General features: G+C 70.3%; 16 protein-coding genes and 1 tRNA gene. 9 read left to right on the top strand and 8 right to left on the bottom strand.

Going from position 1 to position 21359, the window contains the following annotated elements; genetic code table 11:
* Window positions 1-26 precede the first annotated feature (26 nt).
* The 4 genes from ABD093_RS07815 to ABD093_RS07800 all read right to left on the bottom strand — a co-directional run bounded on the left by ABD093_RS07815 (window position 27) and on the right by ABD093_RS07800 (window position 5874).
* The gene (locus tag ABD093_RS07815) at window positions 27-1493 is read right to left on the bottom strand and encodes an FAD-dependent oxidoreductase (protein WP_343923529.1); all 1467 of its coding nucleotides are present in this window, start codon (window positions 1491-1493) and stop codon (window positions 27-29) included.
* A 281-nt stretch (window positions 1494-1774) separates the two neighbouring features.
* Window positions 1775-2773: a transglutaminase family protein gene (locus tag ABD093_RS07810; RefSeq protein ID WP_343923527.1), complete on the bottom strand. Its 999-nt coding sequence runs from the start codon at window positions 2771-2773 to the stop codon at window positions 1775-1777.
* On the bottom strand, window positions 2763-5150 hold the full coding sequence (locus ABD093_RS07805) for a circularly permuted type 2 ATP-grasp protein (protein WP_343923525.1): 2388 nt from the start codon (window positions 5148-5150) through the stop codon (window positions 2763-2765). The genes ABD093_RS07810 and ABD093_RS07805 overlap by 11 nt, the downstream gene beginning before the upstream one ends.
* A gap of 46 nt (window positions 5151-5196) precedes the next feature.
* Window positions 5197-5874: an AIM24 family protein gene (locus tag ABD093_RS07800; RefSeq protein ID WP_343923523.1), complete on the bottom strand. Its 678-nt coding sequence runs from the start codon at window positions 5872-5874 to the stop codon at window positions 5197-5199.
* 327 nt (window positions 5875-6201) lie between these two features.
* Here ABD093_RS07800 and ABD093_RS07795 point away from each other — a divergent pair, with 327 nt between their 5' ends.
* The 3 genes from ABD093_RS07795 to ABD093_RS07785 all read left to right on the top strand — a co-directional run bounded on the left by ABD093_RS07795 (window position 6202) and on the right by ABD093_RS07785 (window position 9473).
* Window positions 6202-8322, top strand: a complete 2121-nt coding sequence (locus ABD093_RS07795; protein ID WP_343923521.1) for a serine/threonine-protein kinase — start codon at window positions 6202-6204, stop codon at window positions 8320-8322.
* A 172-nt stretch (window positions 8323-8494) separates the two neighbouring features.
* A complete protein-coding gene (locus ABD093_RS07790) occupies window positions 8495-9328 on the top strand; it encodes a DsbA family protein (protein WP_343923519.1) in 834 nt (277 codons plus the stop codon).
* Window positions 9329-9401: 73 nt separating this feature from the next.
* A tRNA-Thr gene (locus tag ABD093_RS07785) sits at window positions 9402-9473 on the top strand.
* Between the two features lie 100 nt (window positions 9474-9573).
* Here ABD093_RS07785 and ABD093_RS07780 read toward each other — a convergent pair.
* The 3 genes from ABD093_RS07780 to ABD093_RS07770 all read right to left on the bottom strand — a co-directional run bounded on the left by ABD093_RS07780 (window position 9574) and on the right by ABD093_RS07770 (window position 14116).
* Window positions 9574-11250: a variant leucine-rich repeat-containing protein gene (locus tag ABD093_RS07780; protein ID WP_343923517.1), complete on the bottom strand. Its 1677-nt coding sequence runs from the start codon at window positions 11248-11250 to the stop codon at window positions 9574-9576.
* 308 nt (window positions 11251-11558) lie between these two features.
* Window positions 11559-13340 (bottom strand): maltose alpha-D-glucosyltransferase, encoded by a 1782-nt coding sequence (gene treS / locus ABD093_RS07775; RefSeq protein WP_343923515.1) that lies wholly within the window; start codon window positions 13338-13340, stop codon window positions 11559-11561.
* A 98-nt stretch (window positions 13341-13438) separates the two neighbouring features.
* Entirely contained in the window at window positions 13439-14116 is a 678-nt protein-coding gene (locus tag ABD093_RS07770; RefSeq protein ID WP_343923513.1) for a uracil-DNA glycosylase, read from the bottom strand.
* Between the two features lie 77 nt (window positions 14117-14193).
* Here ABD093_RS07770 and ABD093_RS07765 point away from each other — a divergent pair, with 77 nt between their 5' ends.
* From ABD093_RS07765 to ABD093_RS07750, 4 genes are all read left to right on the top strand, one after another.
* A complete protein-coding gene (locus tag ABD093_RS07765; protein ID WP_226850424.1) occupies window positions 14194-14658 on the top strand; it encodes a DUF3263 domain-containing protein in 465 nt (154 codons plus the stop codon).
* A gap of 83 nt (window positions 14659-14741) precedes the next feature.
* The gene (locus ABD093_RS07760; RefSeq protein ID WP_193118024.1) at window positions 14742-15335 is read left to right on the top strand and encodes a LytR C-terminal domain-containing protein; all 594 of its coding nucleotides are present in this window, start codon (window positions 14742-14744) and stop codon (window positions 15333-15335) included.
* 372 nt (window positions 15336-15707) lie between these two features.
* Window positions 15708-17345 carry a chaperonin GroEL gene (gene groL / locus ABD093_RS07755; protein WP_193118023.1) on the top strand — a complete coding sequence of 546 codons (1638 nt, stop codon included), beginning with the start codon at window positions 15708-15710 and terminating at the stop codon, window positions 17343-17345.
* Between the two features lie 568 nt (window positions 17346-17913).
* The gene (locus ABD093_RS07750) at window positions 17914-18375 is read left to right on the top strand and encodes an SRPBCC family protein (protein ID WP_343923509.1); all 462 of its coding nucleotides are present in this window, start codon (window positions 17914-17916) and stop codon (window positions 18373-18375) included.
* Between the two features lie 82 nt (window positions 18376-18457).
* On the opposite strand, the gene ABD093_RS07745 is transcribed toward ABD093_RS07750, so the two are convergent.
* Window positions 18458-19288, bottom strand: coding sequence for a CPBP family intramembrane glutamic endopeptidase (locus tag ABD093_RS07745; protein WP_343923507.1), 831 nt, complete (start codon window positions 19286-19288; stop codon window positions 18458-18460).
* 483 nt (window positions 19289-19771) lie between these two features.
* Here ABD093_RS07745 and ABD093_RS07740 point away from each other — a divergent pair, with 483 nt between their 5' ends.
* Together ABD093_RS07740 and ABD093_RS07735 are read left to right on the top strand one after the other, a co-directional pair.
* On the top strand, window positions 19772-20710 hold the full coding sequence (locus ABD093_RS07740; protein WP_343923505.1) for a TRAP transporter substrate-binding protein: 939 nt from the start codon (window positions 19772-19774) through the stop codon (window positions 20708-20710).
* A complete protein-coding gene (locus tag ABD093_RS07735; RefSeq protein WP_343923503.1) occupies window positions 20710-21357 on the top strand; it encodes a TRAP transporter small permease in 648 nt (215 codons plus the stop codon). Before ABD093_RS07740 ends, ABD093_RS07735 begins: the two co-directional genes overlap by 1 nt.
* Window positions 21358-21359: the final 2 nt, after the last annotated feature.

The raw sequence follows: 21359 nt of genomic DNA, 5'->3' as shown, positions 1-21359 counted from the left end.
GGAACAGGCGCGGGGTTGATCAGGGATCAGGCGCGGGAATGCTCGGGCATCCCGGCGCGGGAGACGGAGACCATCTCGTCGCGCTCGACGACCTTGACGCGGGCACGGGGCTCGCCGTCGGCATCCACCGCGGCGGCACCGAGGGCCTTCTCGTGCTCGTCCAGCGCCGTCCAGCCGTCCCAGGTCGTGTACTGCACGCCCCGGTCCTCGAGCAGGCGCAGGATCGCATCGTTGTCGCGTTCGGGCGCGGCAGTCAGGCGACCGGCGTCGATGTCCTCGAGCAGGCTCGAGATGGTCTCGATCGCGTCGGATTTCGTGGCACCGATCAGGCCCACCGGGCCACGCTTGATCCATCCGTTGGCGTAGACGCCCGGCACGAGCGTGCCATCGGCCTCGGTGACGCGGCCGGCGACGTTGCAGATCACGCCGCGCTTCGCGTCGTAGGGCATGCCAGGGAGCTCGGAGCCGTGGTAGCCGACGGCGCGGTAGACGGCGCCCAGCTCGTAGTCGATGAACTCGCCGGTGCCCGCGACGCGGCCCTCGTCGTCGAGGCGGGTGCGCTCGAAGCGCATGCCGGTGACCTTCCCGTCCTCGCCGATGACCTCGACGGGACGGTGCCAGAAGTGCATGTGCAGGCGACGCTGCACGGGGCCGCCGTTCCTGTCCGTCGGCTCCTCGCCGGCGGCCTCGCGGCGCTGCTGCTCCTCGAGCCAGCCCACGAACGTCTGGGTGACCTGGTCGGTGCGCTTGTCCGCCTTGATGGCCTCCCACTGGGCGTCGGTGATCTGCTCGACGTCACGGGGGTCCATGACGACCTGCAGACCCTGGGGGTGGGCGAGCTCGCGGGCCTCGAGCGGCGAGAACTTCGTCTGGGCGGGGCCGCGCCGGCCGAAGACGTGCACATCGGTGGTCGCCGCGGACTGCAGGCCCTCGTGGACGTTCGCGGGGATCTCGGTGCGCAGCAGCTCGTCAGCGCTCTTGGAGAGCACGCGCGCCACATCGAGGGCGACGTTGCCGTTGCCGATCACGGCGACGGACTCGGCGTCGAGCTCCCAGGTGCGGGGGTAGTCGGGGTTGCCGTCGTACCAGGCCACGAAGTCGGCGGCGCCGTAGGAGCCGTCCAGCTCGATGCCGGGGATGTCGAGATCCGCGTCCTTGAGGGCCCCGGTGGCGAAGATGACCGCGTCGTAGTGGGTGCGGAGGTCCTCGGCCGTGAGATCGGTGCCGAAATCGACATCGCCGAGGAAGCGGATGTCGCCGCGGCCGAGGATGCGGTGCAGGGCGGTGATGATGCCCTTGATGCGCGGGTGGTCGGGGGCGACCCCGTAGCGGATCAGGCCGAACGGTGCCGGAAGGCGGTCGAAGAGGTCGATCGCGACGTCGAGGTCACCGTTCTTGGCGCGCTCGGTGCGCAGAAGGGTCTCGGCGGCGTACACGCCGGCGGGGCCGGAGCCGATCACGGCCAGGCGGAAGGGCTGCTGGGAGAAGGACATCTCACCTCGGTCTCGTGGCGCGGGGCGCCTGGTCCGGTGCGTCATCGGACGCACGCTGATTTCCGCACAACCATATACGCGAAATTCGTCCCGATCCCGGTCGGTGTGAGCGGGCCGACTCACTCCGTGCCGCTTCCGGCCGCCTGTCCCGAGAGCGCTCGTGCTGATCAGGAGCTATACGTCGACGTACGTCGGGAAACTCCAGATGTCATGTTCGTCGTCGTCCGTCATCTGCCGACGCACGACCTGCGACCGCCCTGAGGCTCGGCGCCCCGGAGCGTTCAGAGCGTTCCGGGCGCCCCGGGCGCGACCGGCACCACGCCGACGGCTACATTGAGGGTGCTGGTCGCTCCGGGCGGTCCGACGACGATGCCCTTCAGCGGCGGGACGTCCGCATAGTCGCGCCCCCAGGCGGTCGTGACGAAGCGCTGGTCCACGAAGGTGCGGTTGGTGGGATCGATGTCCACCCAGCCGATGCCGGGCACGAGCACGCTGAGCCAGGCGTGGGAGGCGGCCGAGCCGATCATCTCGTCGGCCGGCTCGGTGACCAGGGCGCCCTCGGAGGACGGCGCTGTGCGCAGGTAGCCCGAGACGTATCGGGCGGCGAGGCCCGCCGCCCGCACCGCGGCGACCCCCACGTGCGCGAAGTCCTGGCAGACCCCGTGCCGTTCCGCGAGGACTTCCTCGAGCGTCGAGGTCACCGTGGTCGCGCCGGAGTCATAGGTGAAGTTCGCGTGGATCCACCCGGTGAGATCCGCGAGGCAATCCCCGATGGGGCGCTCCGGCGTGAACACGCTCGCCGAGATCTCGTGGGCCTCGCCCTGGTCGGGGATCCGCGGCGACGGGTGCACGAAATCGATGCTCTCCGCGGGCAGGAGCGGGCCCCAGTGATCCGGTCCGCACTGCTCCCAGGGGCGTGACATCGCCTCGGCGGGGTAGCGCCGCTCGGAGACGGTCACCCGGGCATGGGAGTGCACGTCGAGCTGGGAGTGGGGGCCGTCGACCAACAGATAGGTCGAGGAGTTGCCGTAGAAGTCGGTATGGGCCGTGAGCCGGGTGGGGACCGGGTCCACGACCACCTCATGGGAGAGCACCCGCTGGTACGGGGTGGCGCGGGGCTCGACGTGGGCGCGCCCGTAGTTCCGCGAGACCGGCTTCGCATAGCGGTAGCTGGTCAGGTGGTGCACGAGGTAGTCGACGGCGTCGGCCGACGGATCATCCTCGCCGCGCAGCGGGATCTCGGGCGCGTGCTGGCGGGCCTGCTGGTGATCAGACATCATCGATCCCCCATCGGGAGGTGGACTCCGAGGGTCGGAAGAATCGGTTCTCCAGTGCCGTGGCGAGCTCGCGCAGGGACCCGATCGCGGCGTCGGCCTCCTCGAGCATCGAGGTCGGGGCGCCACCGCGCGCCGCCGGCGTCGGGGCCGACGGGGGAGCCGGGGTCGGCGTGGGAGCCGACGGGGGACCGGGCACCGAACCGGACGGGGAGCCCGACGGGGAGTCGGACACCGTTCCCGGCGTCGACGCGGGCCGCAGCAGCTCCTGCGGCTGCCAGGAGCCGATGCGCGAGCGCAGCGCGGTCAGCGGCGCCCGCAGCTCGGGCGAGGGCGTCACCTCCGGCAGTCGGTCCAGGGTGGAGTTCAGCCGGTCCAGCTGGAAGGCGATCGAGCGGGGCAGCGTGGTGTCGTGGAGCAGCAGCTCGAGCAGGAGCTCGGGCTGCACCGCGGCATGGAACGTGCGCCGGTAGGAGGCCCCGGATTCCGTGATCAGGGCGACCGCCCCGGCGATGCGGGCCTCTGCGGCACGGGTGCGGCGGTGTCCCAGGGTGGCGCGCAGCAGGGACAGCAGCCCCATGGTCCTCTCCAGCTTGCGGCCCACCTCGGTGAGATCCCAGCCGAGGTTGCGGGGCATCGAGTCGGCGACCGCCCCGGACAGGGTCAGGCAGCCGTCGACGATGTCCGTCAGGCCCTGCTCGAGGGGCCGGTTCTCGCTGCCGGCCAGCAGGTGGAAGCTGCCGCGCATGCGGGCGATGACCGGCCAGACGTCGTCGGAGATGAGGTCGCGCAGGGTCCGGGTGGTGTGCGCGAGGGAGGCATAGGACTGGGCGAGCGACCCGGGACGGCCGCTGTCCGTGAGCAGGCTGGAGATCTCGCTGCGCACCGACTCCGGATCCTGCGCGTCCAGGTCCAGGAACCCCGGATACGTGGTGGTGACGTCGGTGACCGCGCCCAGCAGGACGGCCTGCGCGGTGCCGGCGGAGGCGCTCCGTTCCGAGCCCAGATCGTTCGAGGTGTCCAGCACGGTGCGCAGCAGCCTCGCGGTGGAGTCGACCCGTTCGAGGTAGCGGCCGAACCAGAACAGGTCCGAGCCGATGGACCGGGTCATCGCCGGATAGGCGGTGAGCACTCCGAGGTCCACACCGGCGCCGTTCGCCGGGGCCGAGCCCGAGTCGGCGGCACCCTCGGGCAGGGCGAAGCTCTCCGGGACCGTGACCCAGATGTCCTTGAGCGCCTCGGGGGCCTCGTCATCGGTGTGGGCGACGCCGCCGGGTAGCACCTCGTAGCCGTCCTCCGAGGCGATCACCAACAGGCGCAGCCGCGCCGGGCGCTCCACCAGCTCGTCGCCACCGGCAGGATCCGACGACAGCCACCGCGACGGCTCTGCGCCGGGGGACTCGCCGGTGGGCCGGGCTGCGGGACGCAGCTGGAGGTCCTCGTGGAGGATCTGGCGGCACAGGTCCGGGAGAGCGGCGCGCAGGGCGGGGTTCTCCAGCAGCCCGGCACCGAAGGGGTTGAGCATCTCGACGTCGCCGCAGCGTGCGGCCTCGACCAGCCCGGTGACCCCGCCGTACGGGGTGGGGCCCAGGTCCAGCGGATCCAGCTGGGCGGAGGGGAGCAGACGGACCAGTGCGTCGACCGTGTCGCCGGGATCGGAATCCACGCCGGGCAGGCGCAGCGTCAACGAGCCCGACCCCGTCTGCAGATCGCCGACCGAGACCACAGGAGAGCCCAGGAGGTTGGCGAGCCAGCTTTGATCGAACGCGCGCAGGGGGTCGTCCGGGTCTCCGGCGGTGAGCACGACGGTCCTCCCGGCGCGACCGTCGGTGCGGGTGCGCCGGTGCAGCGCCGTGCGCACGGTGTCGAAGAAGGGATGCAGCCGTCGAAGCTCCGTGGAACGGTACAGCGACGGCGCGCACCGTGAGAGGACCCGCCGCAGCTCGAGGGCGAAGCCTGCCCCGTCGGGCACGTCCACGCTGTCCTCGAGCACGACCCAGCTGCCATCGGCCTGACGGGCGACGGTGCTGGTCACGGCGAACAGGTGGGTGGCGCCGCGGGAGGGGATCCCGATCGCGGAGCGCAGATAGGCGGGATCCTGGAGCAGCTCGGCGGCCGGGGCGACGTCCGTGCCGAGCACGGTGCGGGGGCCGTAGAGGTCGGCGTAGAGGGCGTCGAGCAGTCGCACCCTCTGGATCAGGCCTGCGGAGAGCGTGTCCCAGTCCTCGGCGTCCAGGACCACCGGGACAGGGTCGATCACGGGTGTCGGCGCGGAGACGTCGGCGGCGAACATGCTCGCCGCCGACGTCGCGGCCAGGCGCCGGCCTCGAGGGCCGAGCGCGGCCAGCTCGTCGACCGGTGCTCCGGGTGCTGCGATTCTCACCGGACCATCGTAGGCATCCGGAGCAGGTCGATGCTGGATGCTGCGGTCAGGAACTGCTGGGGATCTGGATGCCCTCGGAGGGCTGGACCACGACGAAGCCCGGGCCGTGGAAGCCCAGCTGGAAGGACTCGCCGGAGCCGCGCCCGATCAGCGAGCCCATCTTGAAGTCGTTCTTGATCTGGGGCTGGAGGTTCGCCGACCAGCACACCGCCGCCTGCGGATCCACGAAGGTGGGCTGCTGGGAGCAGTCCAGGAGCATCGGCGGGCCGTCCGAGGTCACGGCGACCATGCCCTGTCCCTGCAGGAACAGGTTGAACAGACCGCCGGCCATGAAGCCCGCCCCGCCCAGGGACTTGATGTCCCACTGGATGGAGCTGTCGAAGGCGAGCATGTTCTTCGTGTTCAGGGTGAGGGCCTCGCCCTCGAGCTGGATCAGGAAGATCTCGTCGGCCTGGCGGGCATAGAAGATCTCCCCCTGGCCGCGGGTGCGCATCATGTTGCCGCCCTCGCCGGTGGCCATCTTCTTGAGCAGCTTCATGCCGCCGCCGGAGCCCTGGTACGAGAAGTCCATCTGCCCCTGGTAGGCGACCATCGCGCCGGAGGCCGAGATGATCTCGGGAGCGTCGGGGGTCAGCGAGCAGCGCAGCAGCTTGTTGGACTGCAGTGCCCACCGGTCGGTCGTCTGTCGTTCCTGATTGGCCGCGTCGAACAGATTTGAGCGCATGGGAGCCCTTCCTCTCGGATGCCGGGCCGTGGCCGCGGTCACCGCGGTGCCCACCGCACCGCTCGGGGATCGTCTCACGAGGAGGACCCGTCATGGGAGCGCATGAGCACATCCGGGACGGTGCGCCGCGGGCTCCGCGTGCGCATCTGCGGTGCGGGCCGTGTGGGGGAGCGGTGAAGTCGGCGCGATCGGGGTCCAGTGCCTCGTAGCATGGCGGTCATGGTCGAGCATCCGTCTGCCGGTTCCCCCGGGCCCACTGGGCACTCCGGGCATTCCAGGTCGCCGGGAACGTCGAGGACGTCGCGCAGCACGCGGCAGGATCCGCGCTTGACCGCGCTCGCCGAGGACTCCGGCTACGAGATCCTGGGTCGGATCGGCGCGGGGGGCATGGGGATCGTCTACCGCGCCCATGACGCGGACGGCCACGACGTGGCGATCAAGCTGCTGCGCCACGAGATCTCCGACGACCCCCGGGCGCGCGAGCGCCTGGCGCGGGAGGTCGCCGCGCAGAAGCTCGTGCGCAATGACAACATCGTGCGGATCCTCGATGCCGAGCTCGAGTCCTCCGACGCCTTCGTCGTCACCGAGTTCGTCCCGGGTCCCACGCTCGAGGATGCGGTGCGGGTCAACGGCGGGCTGCATCCGGAGGCGGTGCGCGAGATCGGCCTGGTCATGGGCGACACCCTGCATGCCATCCACCGCTCCGGCGTGATCCATCGCGATCTCAAACCCAGCAACATCATGCTGCGGGGGACCTCCGAGGAGGATCTCGCGGTCTTCGATCCCGACGGCGACCGGCTCGATCCGGTGATCATCGACTTCGGGATCGCGATCGCCGCCGAGGAGTCCCGTCTGACGTCGACCGGGCTGGTGATGGGAACGGCCGCCTACCTGGACCCCGAGGTGATCCGCACCGACCACACCGGCGAGGCCGGGGACTGGTGGTCCTGGGCGGCGCTGCTGTCCTTCGCGGCGACCGGCCGCGATCCCTTCGGCAGCGGGCGCGCCGATCTGGTGTTCCTGCGCGCCGAGCGTGGTGAGCTCGACGTCGAGGGGCTCCCCGTGGAGCTCGCCGACTGGCTGCGCTCGGCCCTGCAGTCCGAGCCGGAGAAACGGCCCGCCCCGCAGGATCTGCTCGCGCGTCTCGCAGAGCTCGACCTCACGCGCTTCGAGGACGCCGGGCCGACGGAGGCTCTCCGGGCCGACGGGTCCACCGCCGCGCTGCCCGCGGCTGCGGGTGCAGCTGCGGGCGCGGCCGCCGTATCCGGCGCGACAGCAGCCGGCGCGACGGCATCCGGTGGGACCGCCGGGACCGAGGCGATGGACAGCCGCTCGACGGGGGCCGGCGACCCGCCCACGGAGATGCTCCCGGTGACCGGCACGCCGAGCGAGCAGGCCGCCGACGGCACGACCGACAGCTCCGCCGAGCAGCCCACCCAGGCACTGCCGCGCGTGGGCACCCCGCAGGACGCTCCGATGGAGGCGCCGACGGAGGCGCTGCCGCGGCAGAGCACACCGGTCGAGGCGCCCACGGAGGCGCTCCCGGTGTTCGCCGCCCCGACGCAGCAGCTGCCCGTCATCCCACCGGCCCCGGCGGAGCAGCAGAGCTCCGGCTTCCCCGGACCCTCGGCGCATCCGGTCCAGCGTGGCCCCCACCCGCCCTCCGCGGCGCCCGTGCAGCAGGCGATGCCTCCCCAGCAGGCTCCCCAGCAGCACCCTCATCCGGTGCACCAGCAGCCGGCTCCTCAGCAGCTCGCGCCGCAGCAGCCTGCGGGCCAGCAGTTCGGGCCGCAGCAGGGCGTCCCTGGTGCCGACGGCAGTCAGCGGATGCTGGGCGCCTGGGCCACCCCGCTGCCACCCCGACGGCCGTTCCTGGTGTGGATCGGCCACCTGCTGATCGTCACGCTCGCGGCGGTCGCCCCGTATGCGGCGCTCGCGGTGTTCCTCCTGCTCGGTGCGCTCGCCCGCACCTGGGAGCGGTCGCACAACGCGGTCGCCGGCAAACGCCTGCGCGGCTCCACGGGATCCGGGCCGGCGTGGGCGGCAGGGTTCGCGAGCCCCTTCCGCTTCCTGCTCGGTCTGCTCGAGATCGCGCTGCAGGCACTGTTCCCACTCATCCTCGGGGTGCTCGTCGGGATCGCCCTCGACGCCGCCTGGACGCTGCTCCAGGGGGCCGCGCCGCCGGACGGGGCCGCGTATGCGACCGCGATGGCGGTCACGCTGCTGATCACGTGGGTCGGGATCGGCAGCCGGACCACCCGCAACGGCGCGCACCGGATACTCGATTCGGCCGCCCCGGACAGAGTCTGGACCGCCGTGGTGCTCGTGCTGCTCATCCTGCTGCTCGGCGCTGTGGTCTTCACCGTGCTCGCCCGCGAGGGCGTGGTCGACTACTTCCCCTTCCCCGACGGTCCCACGCTGGAGGACATCGCCATCTGGCGCCGCTGAAGCGGCGTGCGCGCCGCGCCTGAAACGGCCCGTCGCGCGCAGCATCGCCCCCGTCGGCGGATCCCGTCGGCGTGAAGTGGCCCATCCATCCCGTTCCCGCCCAGGGATCGACGGTTAAACTCTCATCGACCTGTTACCCACCGCAGCCCCGGATCGGGGGCTAGGAGCATTCATGGCCGCGTCCGGTTCGTCGAAGTCAACGCCGTCGAAGTCGGCGCAGGAGCGTCGCGAGGCGCAGCGGGAGGCCCTCCGCCAGCAGCGCCAGAACGAGCTGCGCCGCCAGCGCACCGTGCGCACCGTGGTGATCGCCGTGATCGTCGTGGTGGCGCTGGCCATCGCGACCGGTCTCGGGGTCCTCATCTACCGCTCCGCGCAGCCCGAAGGTCCCGTCGCGGTGCCGCAGAGCATGAGCGAGGACCAGCCGTACCTCACGTTCGGCGCCCCGGAGGACTCCGGGAAGCCGGTGCTCGAGATGCACCTGGACTTCATGTGCCCCATCTGCGGCCAGTTCGAGGAGATCAACGGCAAGGACGTCCAGAAGATGGTCGACGACGAGGAGGTCACCCTCCACCTCGTGCCGCGGCGCCTGCTGGATTCGGCGTCGACCACCGGTGACTACTCCACCCGTACCGCGGCCGCGATGGTCGCCGTGTACGAGGAGGACCCTGACCAGGCGATGGCCTTCATGCAGCTCCTCTTCGCCAACCAGCCGGCGGAGAACTCGGCCGGTCTCACCGATGATCAGATCTGGGCCTATGCGAAGGAGGCCGGAGCGTCGGAGGACGTCAAGGCCACGATCGACGCCAAGACCTATCAGCCGTGGGTTCGCAAGGTCGCCGAGCCGTACGCGAAGGACAAGACAGAAGGCACGCCCTACGTCGAGATCGACGGCACCCAGTTCCAGGACTGGGTCACCCCGGGCGCCCTGCGCGAGGCCGTGCTGGCCGCAGGCGGCAAGTCCGCGGCCTCCGACGCCGGTGGCGCCTCGGACGCCGGTCAGGGCTGATCGGACTGTCTGCAGGGCCCTCAGGGGTCCTCTAGACTTCCGGGTGCGGTCGAGGCATCGGCCGCATCCGCCCGCTGGAGTGGCGCAACGGTAGCGCACCTGTCTTGTAAACAGGTGGTTGCGGGTTCGATTCCCGTCTCCAGCTCGTGAGAGGACCCCCTCGGATCGTCGATCCGAGGGGGTCCTCGTCGTTCGTGGTGCGTGGTGCGTGGTGCCCGAGCGGGTCGACGCGGGAGGTCAGCGGATCAGAACGTCTCGTACGACGCCCGGTTGACCGAGAAGCCGTGTCCGGTGTCGGTGTTCCAGCAGGTCATTCCCTCGGAACGGCTGGTGCAGGCCGTGTTGCCGTGCTTGGCGCTCTCCTCGTACTCGAGCGTCTCGGCGGTGTCGCTGAGGTACGAGGACCCGCAGGCGCGGACGGCGGTGCCCTTGCTGACCTTCATCGAGAAGGGACCGTCCGAGCAGTCCTCGAGCCCGGCGCCGGTGAAGCCGCGCTCCACGATCGAGCAGGCCACGGTGTCCTTCTCGAGCTGGCAGGTGATGTTCCCGGAGGGGGACCGGAGCTCGGTCATCTCGTGCGCACCATCGGGGGCGGGGGAGACCGGCTCCTTCGAGGGGGTCTCCTCCTCCGTGGTGGTCGGGGCCTCCTCGGGAGCGGAGGAGGGCGCCTCCTCGGCGGAGGGGGAGCTGTCGCGCTGGTACTCGTCGTCGTTGCCGGCCAGCAGGGCGCGGGCCCCGAAGCCGCCGGCGATCAGCAGCACGATCGCCAGCAGGAGGCAGCAGCCGCCGGCGAACCACAGACGGCGCCGCGACGGATCGGTGCCCTCGGGCGACTCGGAACCCGCGGGAGGCGGCGGAGATCCAGCGCCGTGCTGCGCCGCAGCCGGGCCGGAGAACGCCGGCAGACCGTAGGCGGCTGTCGGGGTCGGCTCCACCGGGTGCTGAGGCTGCGAGGCAGAGCCCTGCCATGAAGCCGCTCCGAGCCCCGGTGCGGCTGCCGCAGGCCCGGCCGACGGCGGGGCTGATGCGGTGGACGGTGACTGTGCCGGGGGAGAGACCGGTCCGGGCGAGACCTGTCCGGACTGCGCGGGTCCGGTCGGTGCCGGTCCGGACAGTGCAGGACCGGTCGACGCAGATCCGGACGTCAGCGCTGCTGTCTCGGGAGGGGCCTGAGCGGCGGGAGGCGAGGCAGGCGCTGCGGGCGATCCCGCGGCGCGGTCTGCCCCGCCGGCAGCAGCTCCTGCCGCCGCGGCTCCGGCTCCGGCGGGGCCGACGGTCGACGGTGAGGCGCTCGACGGTGAGGCGCTCGACGGTGAGACGGCCGACGGCGAGATGCTCGACGGCGAGGCGTTCGACGGCGACGTGGAAGGGTTCACGGGGCCCAGCGGGACCACGCCGCGGTCCTCCGCGACCCGCACTCTCACCGGTCCGGATCCGCCGGTGGATGACGTTCCGTCGGCCCGATGCGTCGCGTGGCTGCCTGCTCCGTCGGCGGGCTGGGACGCCTCTCCCCAGAGCCCGTCCTCGGAGAAGTCGCCCCAGACGGAGACCTCGTCGGGCTCATCGCTCTCGTCGGGCTCTTCGCCGGAGTCGCGGGACTCCTCGGCGTCGCCGCCCTCGTCGGACTCATCGGACTCGCCGGGGCTCTCGTCCTCGCGGGACCTGGCGGGACTCTCGTCCTCGCGGGTCTCGTCAGAACTCTCGGCCCGAGGTGCCTCGGCTGCGCCGCTCGAGGACTCCTCGAAGGCCGCCTTGGCCCAGGGGTTCGTGGCCAGGATCCATTGCCGTGCCACCTCGGGACAGGACGGGTTCAGCACGATCAGCTTCTGCAGCTGGGGATGCTTCTCGGTGAGCTCGAGAAGGCGCTCCGGCGTCGTGCTCGGGTCGCGTGCTTCCTCTGCGGCTGATCGCGGCTCCGTCACATCCCACTCCCTCTGCATAGACACGGGCTCACGGGGGCGCCCAGGACCGGTTCGGGCGCGGGTGATCGCGCCGAGAACCCCCGAGAGTCTGACACCACGCACGGCGACGGTCCACCTCGGCCCCTTCCACGGCGTGCTCGCCCAGCCGCTGCGGAGCGCTCGCGCGCGGGATGACCAGCGCTCCTGCCGGGAGTGTCCGGGGCGGGTCGGCACGGGCCGACGGTCCACGCGCCGCGTGACGCACCGCATGGCCGTGCATCCCCCGCGGCGACCTCAGGCCGGCACCGCCAGGACGTCCAGCACGATGATCACTCCTCCGCGGCGATCACCGGCATGGCGGTGGTGACGGTCATCGGCTCCCCGTCGGGGTGCAGCTCGCGCACCTTCAGCCAGTAGTAGCCGTGCGCCCCGAGCATCACGGTCAGCGAGCCGTCCTCCGCGACGGGCGGGAACTCATGGCCCCCGAACAGATCACGCACGGTGCGCCGTGCGAGCCCTCCGAAATCGAGGCTCGCCGTGACCGGCTGCCCGGACAGGTTGAACACGCACAGCAGGGTCTCCGCATGGAAGGACGCCTCCTCGCCGTGCTCGGCGCCGTCGTAGGTGCGGGTGAAGGCCAGCACCCGGTCGGAGTCCGCCGGGACGTTGCGATAGGCACCCATGCCGAAGGCCTCGTGCTCCTTGCGCACCGCGAGCATCCAGCGCACGAAGTGCAGCAGCGAGCTCGAATGGGCCATCTGCGCCTCCACGTTGGTGGTGGCGTAGTGGTAGACGAGGGACTGGATCACCGGCAGGTACAGCTTGCCGGGGTCGGTGATCTCGCTGAAGCCGGCGTTGCGGTCCGGGGTCCACTGCATCGGGGTGCGCACCGCGTCGCGATCGGTGAGCCAGATGTTGTCGCCCATCGCGATCTCGTCGCCGTAGTAGAGGAACGGGGAGCCGGGCAGCGACAGCAGCAGCGCGTGGATCAGCTCGAGCTCGCCGCGGGAGTTGTCCAGCAGGGGTGCGAGGCGCCGACGGATGCCGACGTTCGCCCGCATCCGGGAGTCCGGTGCGTACCAGCCGAGCATCGCGGAGCGCTCCTCGCCGGTGACCATCTCCAGGGTCAGCTCGTCATGGTTGCGCAGGAAGGTCCCCCACTGAGCGCCCGTGGGGATCTCCGGGGTGTCCTCGAGGATGTCGATGATCTGCCGGGCGCTGCCCTCGCGCAGGGCATAGAACAGGCGGGGCATCACCGGGAAGTGGAAGCACATGTGGCACTCGGGCTTGTCGTCGGTCCCGAAGTAGTCCACGACGTCGCTGGGCCACTGGTTGGCCTCGGCGACGATCACCCGGCCCGGCCAGTGCTCGTCGACGAAGGTGCGTAGCTCGGCGAGGAAGTCGTGGGTGGCAGGGAGGTTCTCCCCGTCGGATCCCTCTTCCTCGAAGAGATAGGGGATCGCATCGGCCCGGAACCCGTCGATGCCCTTGTCCATCCAGAACCTCACCACGTCGAACATGGCCTCGCGGACCTTCGGGTTCTCGAAGTTCAGATCGGGCTGGTGGGAGAAGAAGCGGTGCCAGAAGAACTGGCGGCGCACCGGGTCGAAGGACCAGTTCGACTCCTCGGTGTCCACGAAGATGATGCGGGCCTCGGAGTACTTCTCGTCGGTGTCCGACCAGACGTAGAAGTCGCCGTACGGGCCCTCGGGATCCGAGCGGGACTCCAGGAACCACGGGTGCTTGTCCGAGGTGTGGTTCATCGGCAGATCGATGATCACGCGGATGCCGCGCTGATGGGCCTCGGAGACCAGACGCTCGAAGTCGGTGATCGACCCGAACTCCGGCAGCACCGCCTCGTAGTCGGCGATGTCGTAGCCGCCGTCGCGCAGCGGGGAGGCCATGAACGGCGGCAGCCAGAGACAGTCGATCCCCAGCCACTGCAGATAGTCCAGGCGCTCGATGAGGCCGGTGAAATCACCGGTACCATCCCCGTTGCCGTCCGCGAACGCGCGCACGAGCACCTCGTAGAAGACGGCCTTGCGGTACCAGTGGGGGTCGTAGTCGACCCCGGGACCCTGGGGTGAGAACTGGCTGGGGTTCAGGGGCATCGGATCCTCCGCGGCAGTGAGGGTGGGCCGGGCGCTCGGCGTGCCCCTACAGTAGTGCGCTTCCGAGGTGCCGCGGAGTACGCCGTCGGGCCCTGTCGTCACTCGGGGATCCGCCAGTCGATCGGGGAGGCGCCCTGTGCTTCGAGAAGCTCGTTGACCTGGGAGAACGGACGAGACCCGAAGAACCCGCGGGAGGCGGACAGCGGGCTGGGATGCGGGCTCGCGACGTAGGGCACCTCGCCGAGCGCCGGGATCAGCGACTGGGCATCACGACCCCACAGGATCGCCACGAGCGGCCCGCCTCGAGCGACCAGTGCCTGGATCGCCGCGTCGGTGACCTGCTCCCAGCCCTGCTTGCGATGCGAGGCAGGAGCTCCCGGAGTCACGGTCAGGACCCGGTTCAGCAGCAGCACGCCCTGGTCCTGCCAGGCGGTGAGGTCCCCGTGCGCGGCCCGCGGGATCCCGAGGTCGCTCTCCAGCTCGGTATAGATGTTCGCGAGGGACCGGGGCAGCGGCCGCACGTCGCGGTGCACGGCGAAGGAGAGCCCGAGGGGATGACCCGGGGTCGGGTAGGGATCCTGGCCCACGATGAGCACGCGCACCTCCGACATCGGCCGGGTGAAGGCCCGCAGCACCGCATCGCCCTCAGGGAGGTATCCGCGGCCGGAGTCGATCTCGGCGCGCAGGAACTCGCCCAGAGCATGGATCCGGCCCTCGACGGGGGAGAGCGCGCGGGCCCAATCGGTGCTGATGGTCTCGGTGAGCGGGGTCGGCATGTGAGCAGTCTTCCACCGCCCGGGGCGGTGCGGCGAGCCGGATTCGGGAGGGGCCCGCTCCCGCGTAGCCTCGACCCATGCCCGTCGACCCTGCCCAGGATCCCGACCGCGCCCAGCGCGGGACGGGCCGCGAGCCGGGCCGTGAACCGGATCACGACATGGGTGCCGCGAGGGGCGGTGGCGTGGGGGACGTCGGCCTGCTGGGGGACCCTGCGGAGGGCTCCGAGCCCGGCGCCGGCCGCGGTGACGCGCCGGACGACGTGAGCGACCAATCACTTCCGGGTCCGCAGGGCGGATTGGTCGAGCGCGACCGGATGATCCTCGCGCTGGAATCCCGCACCTTCCGCTACGTCGGCGCCAAGGAGCGCGCGATCCGCGAGGAGATCGGGATCTCGAAAGTGGCCTATTACGTGCGCCTGAACTCGCTGCTCGATGATCCGGCGGCGCTGCGGGCGGCACCGGCCGTGGTCAACCGGCTGCGCGGCCGACGCACCTCCGAGGACGGTGCCGCGCCGAGCCGCGGCACCGGTCGCGTCGCCTGAGGGACCGTCCTCGCCGCCCGACGGAACGGCCGACGGGGCGTGTGCTCCACACCCTCACCGCGCGAAGCAGGTTTAATGGGGCCGTGGCTGATTCCCAGTATCCCTTCCCGCCGGACCGATTCGATGACGAGGCCGACGCCGTGTCCTTCCACGGCGCGCATCGCGCCGAGGAGCCGTTCTGGCGCCAGAACCTGCTCTACATCATCATCATCGGAGCCGCGCTCGTGATGCTGATCGTGCTGCTCTTCCTCATCGGCGGCCGAGGCGGCGACGGCGACGAGCGCGCTCAGGATCCGACGACGCCGGCCGCGAGCGAGTCCAGCGAAGCACCTGCTGAGGAGACCACGGAGGAGGAGACTCCCGCCCCCGAGGCGGACAAGTCCATCCCGATCCAGGTCATCAACGCCGGAGGGATCAACGGTCTGGCCGGCAGGTGGCAGTCCACGCTCGAGGACTCGGACTGGGCCGAGGTCGGCGTGGGCACCGCGGACAACGTCCAGCAGGAGCCGGTGGTCTTCTACCACGACCAGGAGGACGCCGAGACGGCTCAGGCCCTCGCGGACGAGGTCGGTGCCGGGGAGGCCCGGCAGAGCGACGAGTACGAGGCCCGCATCACCTACGTGGCCGTCGACGATCCGGAGTCCGGCAACGACGAGGAGGGCGGCGACGAGGGCTGATCGCCGCCGCACTCAGCACTTCGGACGCGCGCCGCTCTTCCCACCGGAACGGGCGGCGCGCGTTCTGCTGTCTGCTGTGATTCCGGTCGGCCCAGAGCGGAATGGTGGGATCCGGGCCTCTGGAGTTAGCACTCTCCGGCTCCGAGTGCTTATGATGTTCTGGCACTCGATGATCGAGAGTGACAGCACCTCCGGGTGTCGCCGCGCTCGGGAGTCGTGAGCCTGATCGGACAGCAGAACACTGCTGACCGGCCACGAACATTCCGGCCCCGTGAGGGGCTCTGCGCCGTGGGACATGAACACGGTGCGGGGTCTCGTCCGTCGCGGGCACAGGGTCGGGTGGACACCACACCACACGGGAGAGATTCCACAATGGCCAAGCTCATCTCTTATGACGAAGAGGCCCGGCGCGGTCTCGAGCGCGGAATGAACCAGCTCGCCGACGCCGTCAAGGTCACCCTCGGTCCCAAGGGCCGCAACGTCGTGCTCGAGAAGTCCTGGGGCGCGCCCACCATCACCAACGACGGCGTGTCGATCGCCAAGGAGATCGAACTCGACGATCCCTACGAGCGCATCGGCGCCGAGCTCGTCAAGGAGGTCGCCAAGAAGACTGACGACATCGCTGGCGACGGCACCACCACCGCCACCGTCCTCGCCCAGGCCCTCGTCAAGGAAGGCCTGCGCAACGTCGCAGCCGGCGCCAATCCGATCGCGCTCAAGCGCGGCATCGACCAGGCCGTCGCCGCGGTCTCCGAGACCCTGCTCAAGCAGGCCAAGGAGATCGAGACGAAGGACCAGATCGCTCACACCGCGGGCATCTCCGCTGCTGACCCGGCCATCGGCGAGCTCATCGCCGAGGCGCTGGACAAGGTCGGCAAGGAAGGCGTCATCACGGTCGAGGAGTCCAACACCATGGGCCTCGAGCTGGAGCTGACCGAGGGCATGCGGTTCGACAAGGGCTACATCTCGCCCTACTTCGTCACCGACGCCGAGCGCCAGGAGACCGTGCTGGAGGATCCCTACATCCTCCTGCTGTCCTCCAAGGTCTCCTCGGTCAAGGACCTGCTGCCGCTGCTGGAGAAGGTCATCCAGGCCGGCAAGCCCCTCGCGATCATCGCCGAGGACATCGAGGGCGAGGCCCTCGCGGTCCTCGTCGTCAACAAGCTCAAGGGATCCTTCAAGTCCGTGGCAGTCAAGGCCCCGGGCTTCGGCGATCGCCGCAAGGCGATGCTGGAGGACATGGCCATCCTCACCGGTGGCCAGGTCATCGCCGAGGAGGTCGGCCTCAAGCTGGAGACCGCCGGTCTCGAGCAGCTCGGCCAGGCGCGCAAGATCGTCGTCACCAAGGACGAGACCACCATCGTCGAGGGCACCGGCGACGCCGATCGCATCGCCGGTCGCGTGTCCCAGATCCGTGCCGAGATCGAGAACTCGGACTCGGACTACGACCGTGAGAAGCTCCAGGAGCGCCTCGCGAAGCTGGCCGGCGGCGTGGCCGTCATCAAGGCCGGTGCGGCGACCGAGGTCGAGCTCAAGGAGCGCAAGCACCGCATCGAGGATGCCGTGCGCAACGCCAAGGCCGCTGTGGACGAGGGCGTCGTCGCCGGTGGCGGCGTCGCGCTGCTGCAGGCCGGCAAGGACACCTTCGACAAGCTCTCGCTCGTCGGCGACGAGGCGACCGGTGCGAACATCGTCAAGGTCGCCATCCAGGCCCCGCTCAAGCAGATCGCGGTCAACGCCGGTCTCGAGGGCGGCGTCGTGGCCGAGAAGGTCATCCACCTCCCCGTGGGCGAGGGTCTGAACGCTGCCACCGGTGAGTACGAGAACCTGCTCGCCGCCGGCATCATCGACCCCGTCAAGGTCACCCGCTCCGCGCTGCAGAACGCAGCGTCCATCGCGGGCCTGTTCCTGACCACCGAGGCCGTCGTGGCCGACAAGCCGGAGCCCAAGGCCCCGGCCGGTGGCGGCGACGACATGGGCGGCATGGGCGGAATGGGCGGCATGATGTGATCCCCTGCTGGTCGACCTGTCGCGGGCTTCCCCGCGGCAGGGGACCGGCACGGCGGGAACAGTCCCAGGGCTGATCACGCACCGCTCTCCTGAGCGTCAAGGGCCCCGATCCTCTCCGGAGGATCGGGGCCCTTCACTGTGCCTCGGGGTGCATTCCCGCTGTGCTGCCGGAGCGTTCCCTGGGTGCCTGGCCGTTGTGCCGCCCGAGCGGTCCCTGAGACATCCTCCGTGTCTCGTACGAACTGTCGTCACCGGGCGAGGGCTCGCGGCTCAGGGGAGCGTGAGCCCTCGCCGGGAGACGAAAGCTCGTATCCCGCTGTGCAGCAGGGACGAGCTGAGGGCGGCTGAGGGGCGGTGCCGGGTCGGGGTGAGCGGCGCACCATCCGCTGACGACATTCGACGCCGTTGCCCCTATCCGAGATCAGATCGGCAGCTGGCCGGCCCGCCCCCGAGAGCAGATCGGCCGCCCCTGCGGCGTCAGGATCCGGGATCCGCCTGCGGGACGCCAGCCGAGATTGCGGACTGCTCACTTGTTCCGCGGTGTCTCCGGCCACGGGACAATGGCGCCATGACCTATGAGATGAAGGATTCGATCGTCGTTCCGGCCGCGCCGGACGAGGTGTACGCGCTGCTCAGCGATGTCACGCGGACGGGGGAGTGGAGCCAGCAGTGCCTCAGGTGCGAGTGGGAGGACGAGCAGAGAGGGGTGGGTGCCCGTTTCACAGGGTTCAACCACACCCCGGAGCGCACCTGGCAGACCACGTCGGAGGTCATCGTGGCCACCCCGGGCGAGCACTTCGCCTGGTCGGTGGGGCCCGGCCGGGCGGAGTGGGGGTACCGGCTGCGACCGACCGCGGCCGGCGGGACGGAGCTGACCGAGTACACGCGCACGACGTCGTACTTCGAGGAGGTCTTCGCCGAGCGCTACGGCGACCGTGCCGAGGAGGAGATCGCTCTGCGTCAGCAGGCCGCGCGCACCGGGATCCCGGCGACTCTCGCCGCGATCCGCGAGGTGCTCGCCGGCCGCTGAGCCGGCTCGGCTCAGCCGGCCCCGCTCAGCCCAGCCCAGCCGTCCCAGCTCAGCTCGGCCCGCCCAGCAGGCCCCGCTCGGCTCAGACGAGGAAGATCGGGACCACGCCCGGATTGTGCGCGTGGACGATGGCGAGGAAGACCATCACGTCGAACAGCAGGTGCACGATCAGCACGTACAGCAGCGAGCCGGTGCGGGAGAACAGCCAGCCCTGCAGCAGCGCGAAGGGGGCGGTGAGCAGCGGCCCCCACTCCTGGTAGCCGAGCTCCCACAGGAACGAGACGAAGATGACCGCCTGCAGGACGTTCGCCGTCCAGAGCGGGAAGTGGCGGTGCAGCAGCGCGAAGCACGTGCAGATGAAGAACAGCTCGTCCCAGGTGCCCACGAAGTTCACGCCGACGAAGAACCGTGCCAGCGCGCCGCCATCGGTGATGTGCGGCCAGTTCTCGTAGGCGCCCGAGGTGATGAAGTAGTAGGGCAGGATCAGCCAGCCCAGCACGGGGACGGCGACGATATATCCCATCTGCCAGCGGTTCCATGTCCCGCCGGAGAGCCAGGGGAAGCGGATCGCTCGGCGACGCAGCACCAGGCGGTCCACCAGCAGCGGTGCGGAGACGGCGAGGATCAGCACGGTGCCGATGGTGAAGAACCGGTCCCAGTCCACATCCGCCTTCACCGAGGTGGTCGAGACGATGGCGATCCCCAGGCCGATCAGGGAGAGGTCCTTGCCGAGCTCCCGGGACACGAGGAAGGCGGCCAGCAGACCGAGGAGGAGCACCCCGTGCCCCCACCCGGCGAGCTGGAGACCGAACAGCAGGAAGGCAGAGGCTGAGACGCCCGCCGCCGGCAGCACGCCGATCGGAGGTGTGCTCCGTGCGGGAGCGTGGGCGGCAGTGCTGGGTGGCGTCGCCATGCGCTCCAGCATGCCAGGCGAGGTGCGCCGGCGGGATTCATCTCACCACCCCCTGCGATGGCAATGCTCGGCAACGCCTGAGACCGGTTTCTCAGCTCCTGGCACCCTGACCGGGGTCGACCACGCGATGCGACCGGGCATTGTCGCCTTCGGGCTCGACAACGAGCCGGTGAGGGCTCCTGCGCAGGAGTCCCCTCGACGCATCGCCACTCGGCCCCGGAGCGCTCGCGGGCCGCTGCCGCACACGGCATCGCGGCGGCGAGTGCACGTCCGTGCCGTGGCTGCACCGCGGTCCGGAGACGTCATTCGAGGAGGAATGCAGTGCGAACACCATCGTCCCGCCGTCGAGGAGCTGCCCGCTCGCTCGCCGGTCCCCGTCACGGAGCCCGGGAAGGAGTGGGACGTCGGAGATTCCTGACGTCCCTCCCGGTCCTCGGTGCCGGTACCGCCCTGCTCGGGGGCTGCGCCACCCAGGAGGGTGCCGTGACCGACGTGGACCGGGTGCTGTCCATCTCGCTCGGACAGGCGGAGTCGCACCCCAGCTACGGCTCGCTGATCTCCTTCGGCGAGCGCATCGCCGAGGCCACCGACGGCCGCTACGGTGCCCGCGTCTACGCGAACAACTCGCTGGGCGACCAGCAGGAGACGGTGCAGCTGGTCTCCGACGGCGCGATCGACATGGCGGTCATCTCCGGCACCCAGATCGAGAACTCCTCGCCTCGCTTCCTCCCGATGAACGTGGCCGGGGTGTTCGACGACATCGACCACCAGAACCGCGTCATGCTCGACGAGTCGATCGTCGGCGAGCTGTTCGCCTCGCTCGAGCCGCAGAAGCGGCTCTCCGTGCTCGGCGGATACACGCAGGGAGGTCGGCACCTCTACACCACGAAGGGTCCCATCGAGACCCCCGAGGACCTCGCCGGGATGAAGATCCGCGTCCAGGAGTCCGAGATCTTCCTGCGCCTGATCACCAACATGGGCGGGGTGCCCACCCCGATGGCCTACAGCGAGGTGTACACCGGCCTGCAGGCCGGCGTGCTCGACGGTGCGGAGAACAACGAGATCTCCTACGTCACCCAGCGCCATTACGAGGTCGCCAAGCACTTCACGATGACCAACCACCTCGTCGGCTTCGACTTCATGCTCGCGAACACAGACCTCCTCGAGGGGATGGACGAGGCGGACGCCGACGCCCTGCGCGAGGCCTGGGCCGTCACCCAGAGCGAGTTCGTCGAGATCTGGAAGCAGCAGACCGCCGACGCCACCCAGGAGATGCTCGACCGCGGTGTCGTGATCACCGAGCCCGATCCTGACGTGTTCCTGCCGATCATCGAGGAGACCGGGCTGTCGATCCTCGAGGATCCCGCAGACATCGCCCTGTACGACGCGATCCGCGCCGTGAGCGAGAAGGAAGGTGCCTGATGCTGTTGATCCGTGAAGGACTGCTCAACGTCCTCAAGGTGCTGTGCATCGTGCTGTTCTCGGTGCTCGTGCTGGTCGTGGTCTGGCAGGTGTTCACCCGCCAGGTCCTCGGCGCACCGAGCCCCTGGACCACCGTCACCGCGCAATACATGTTCGTGTGGCTGAGCCTCTTCGCCGCCACGCTGGTCTTCGGGGAGCGCGGCCACATCGCCGTCGACTTCCTGGCGCTGCGCGCCCCGGGCGTCGCCCGCCACGTGCTCATCGTCCTCGTGCAGGGATGCACGCTCGCCTTCGCCGTGCTGGTCATGGTCTGGGGAGGCATCCGCGGGATGTCGATGTCCTGGGACCAGGTGATCCCCGGTTTCCCCTTCACCGTGGGGCTGATGTACCTCGCCCTGCCCGTCACCGGCACGATGATCGCCTTCCTGGCTCTCGAGGACCTCGTTCTCGCACTGCGCGGCGATGAGCTCGCCCCGCTCGAGGAGACCGACGACGAGGCGGCCGAGAGCTCCGGCGCCGCAGCCGCCGCCGCGGTCGTCGAGGACCAGGACGTCGAACCGGACCACGACCTTCACCTCGACCAGGGCGTCCGGACCGATACCACCGCACGCCCCGGTTCTCGCACCGACACCGAGAAGGAGCACTGATC

It is taken from the genome of Brachybacterium tyrofermentans, from assembly GCF_039526165.1.
Classification (GTDB): domain Bacteria; phylum Actinomycetota; class Actinomycetes; order Actinomycetales; family Dermabacteraceae; genus Brachybacterium; species Brachybacterium tyrofermentans.
Note: the sequence above shows the minus strand (reverse complement) of the source record. Positions and strands in the feature narration are given on the sequence as shown.

Coding starts and splice junctions, on each gene's coding strand:
- ABD093_RS07815 (WP_343923529.1), bottom strand. CDS start 1,493: ATGTCCTTCTCCCAGCAGCCCTTCCGCCTGGCCGTGATCGGCTCCGGC.
- ABD093_RS07810 (WP_343923527.1), bottom strand. CDS start 2,773: ATGATGTCTGATCACCAGCAGGCCCGCCAGCACGCGCCCGAGATCCCG.
- ABD093_RS07800 (WP_343923523.1), bottom strand. CDS start 5,874: ATGCGCTCAAATCTGTTCGACGCGGCCAATCAGGAACGACAGACGACC.
- ABD093_RS07790 (WP_343923519.1), top strand. CDS start 8,495: ATGGCCGCGTCCGGTTCGTCGAAGTCAACGCCGTCGAAGTCGGCGCAG.
- treS (WP_343923515.1), bottom strand. CDS start 13,340: ATGCCCCTGAACCCCAGCCAGTTCTCACCCCAGGGTCCCGGGGTCGAC.
- ABD093_RS07770 (WP_343923513.1), bottom strand. CDS start 14,116: ATGCCGACCCCGCTCACCGAGACCATCAGCACCGATTGGGCCCGCGCG.
- ABD093_RS07765 (WP_226850424.1), top strand. CDS start 14,194: ATGCCCGTCGACCCTGCCCAGGATCCCGACCGCGCCCAGCGCGGGACG.
- groL (WP_193118023.1), top strand. CDS start 15,708: ATGGCCAAGCTCATCTCTTATGACGAAGAGGCCCGGCGCGGTCTCGAG.
- ABD093_RS07750 (WP_343923509.1), top strand. CDS start 17,914: ATGACCTATGAGATGAAGGATTCGATCGTCGTTCCGGCCGCGCCGGAC.
- ABD093_RS07745 (WP_343923507.1), bottom strand. CDS start 19,288: ATGGCGACGCCACCCAGCACTGCCGCCCACGCTCCCGCACGGAGCACA.
- ABD093_RS07735 (WP_343923503.1), top strand. CDS start 20,710: ATGCTGTTGATCCGTGAAGGACTGCTCAACGTCCTCAAGGTGCTGTGC.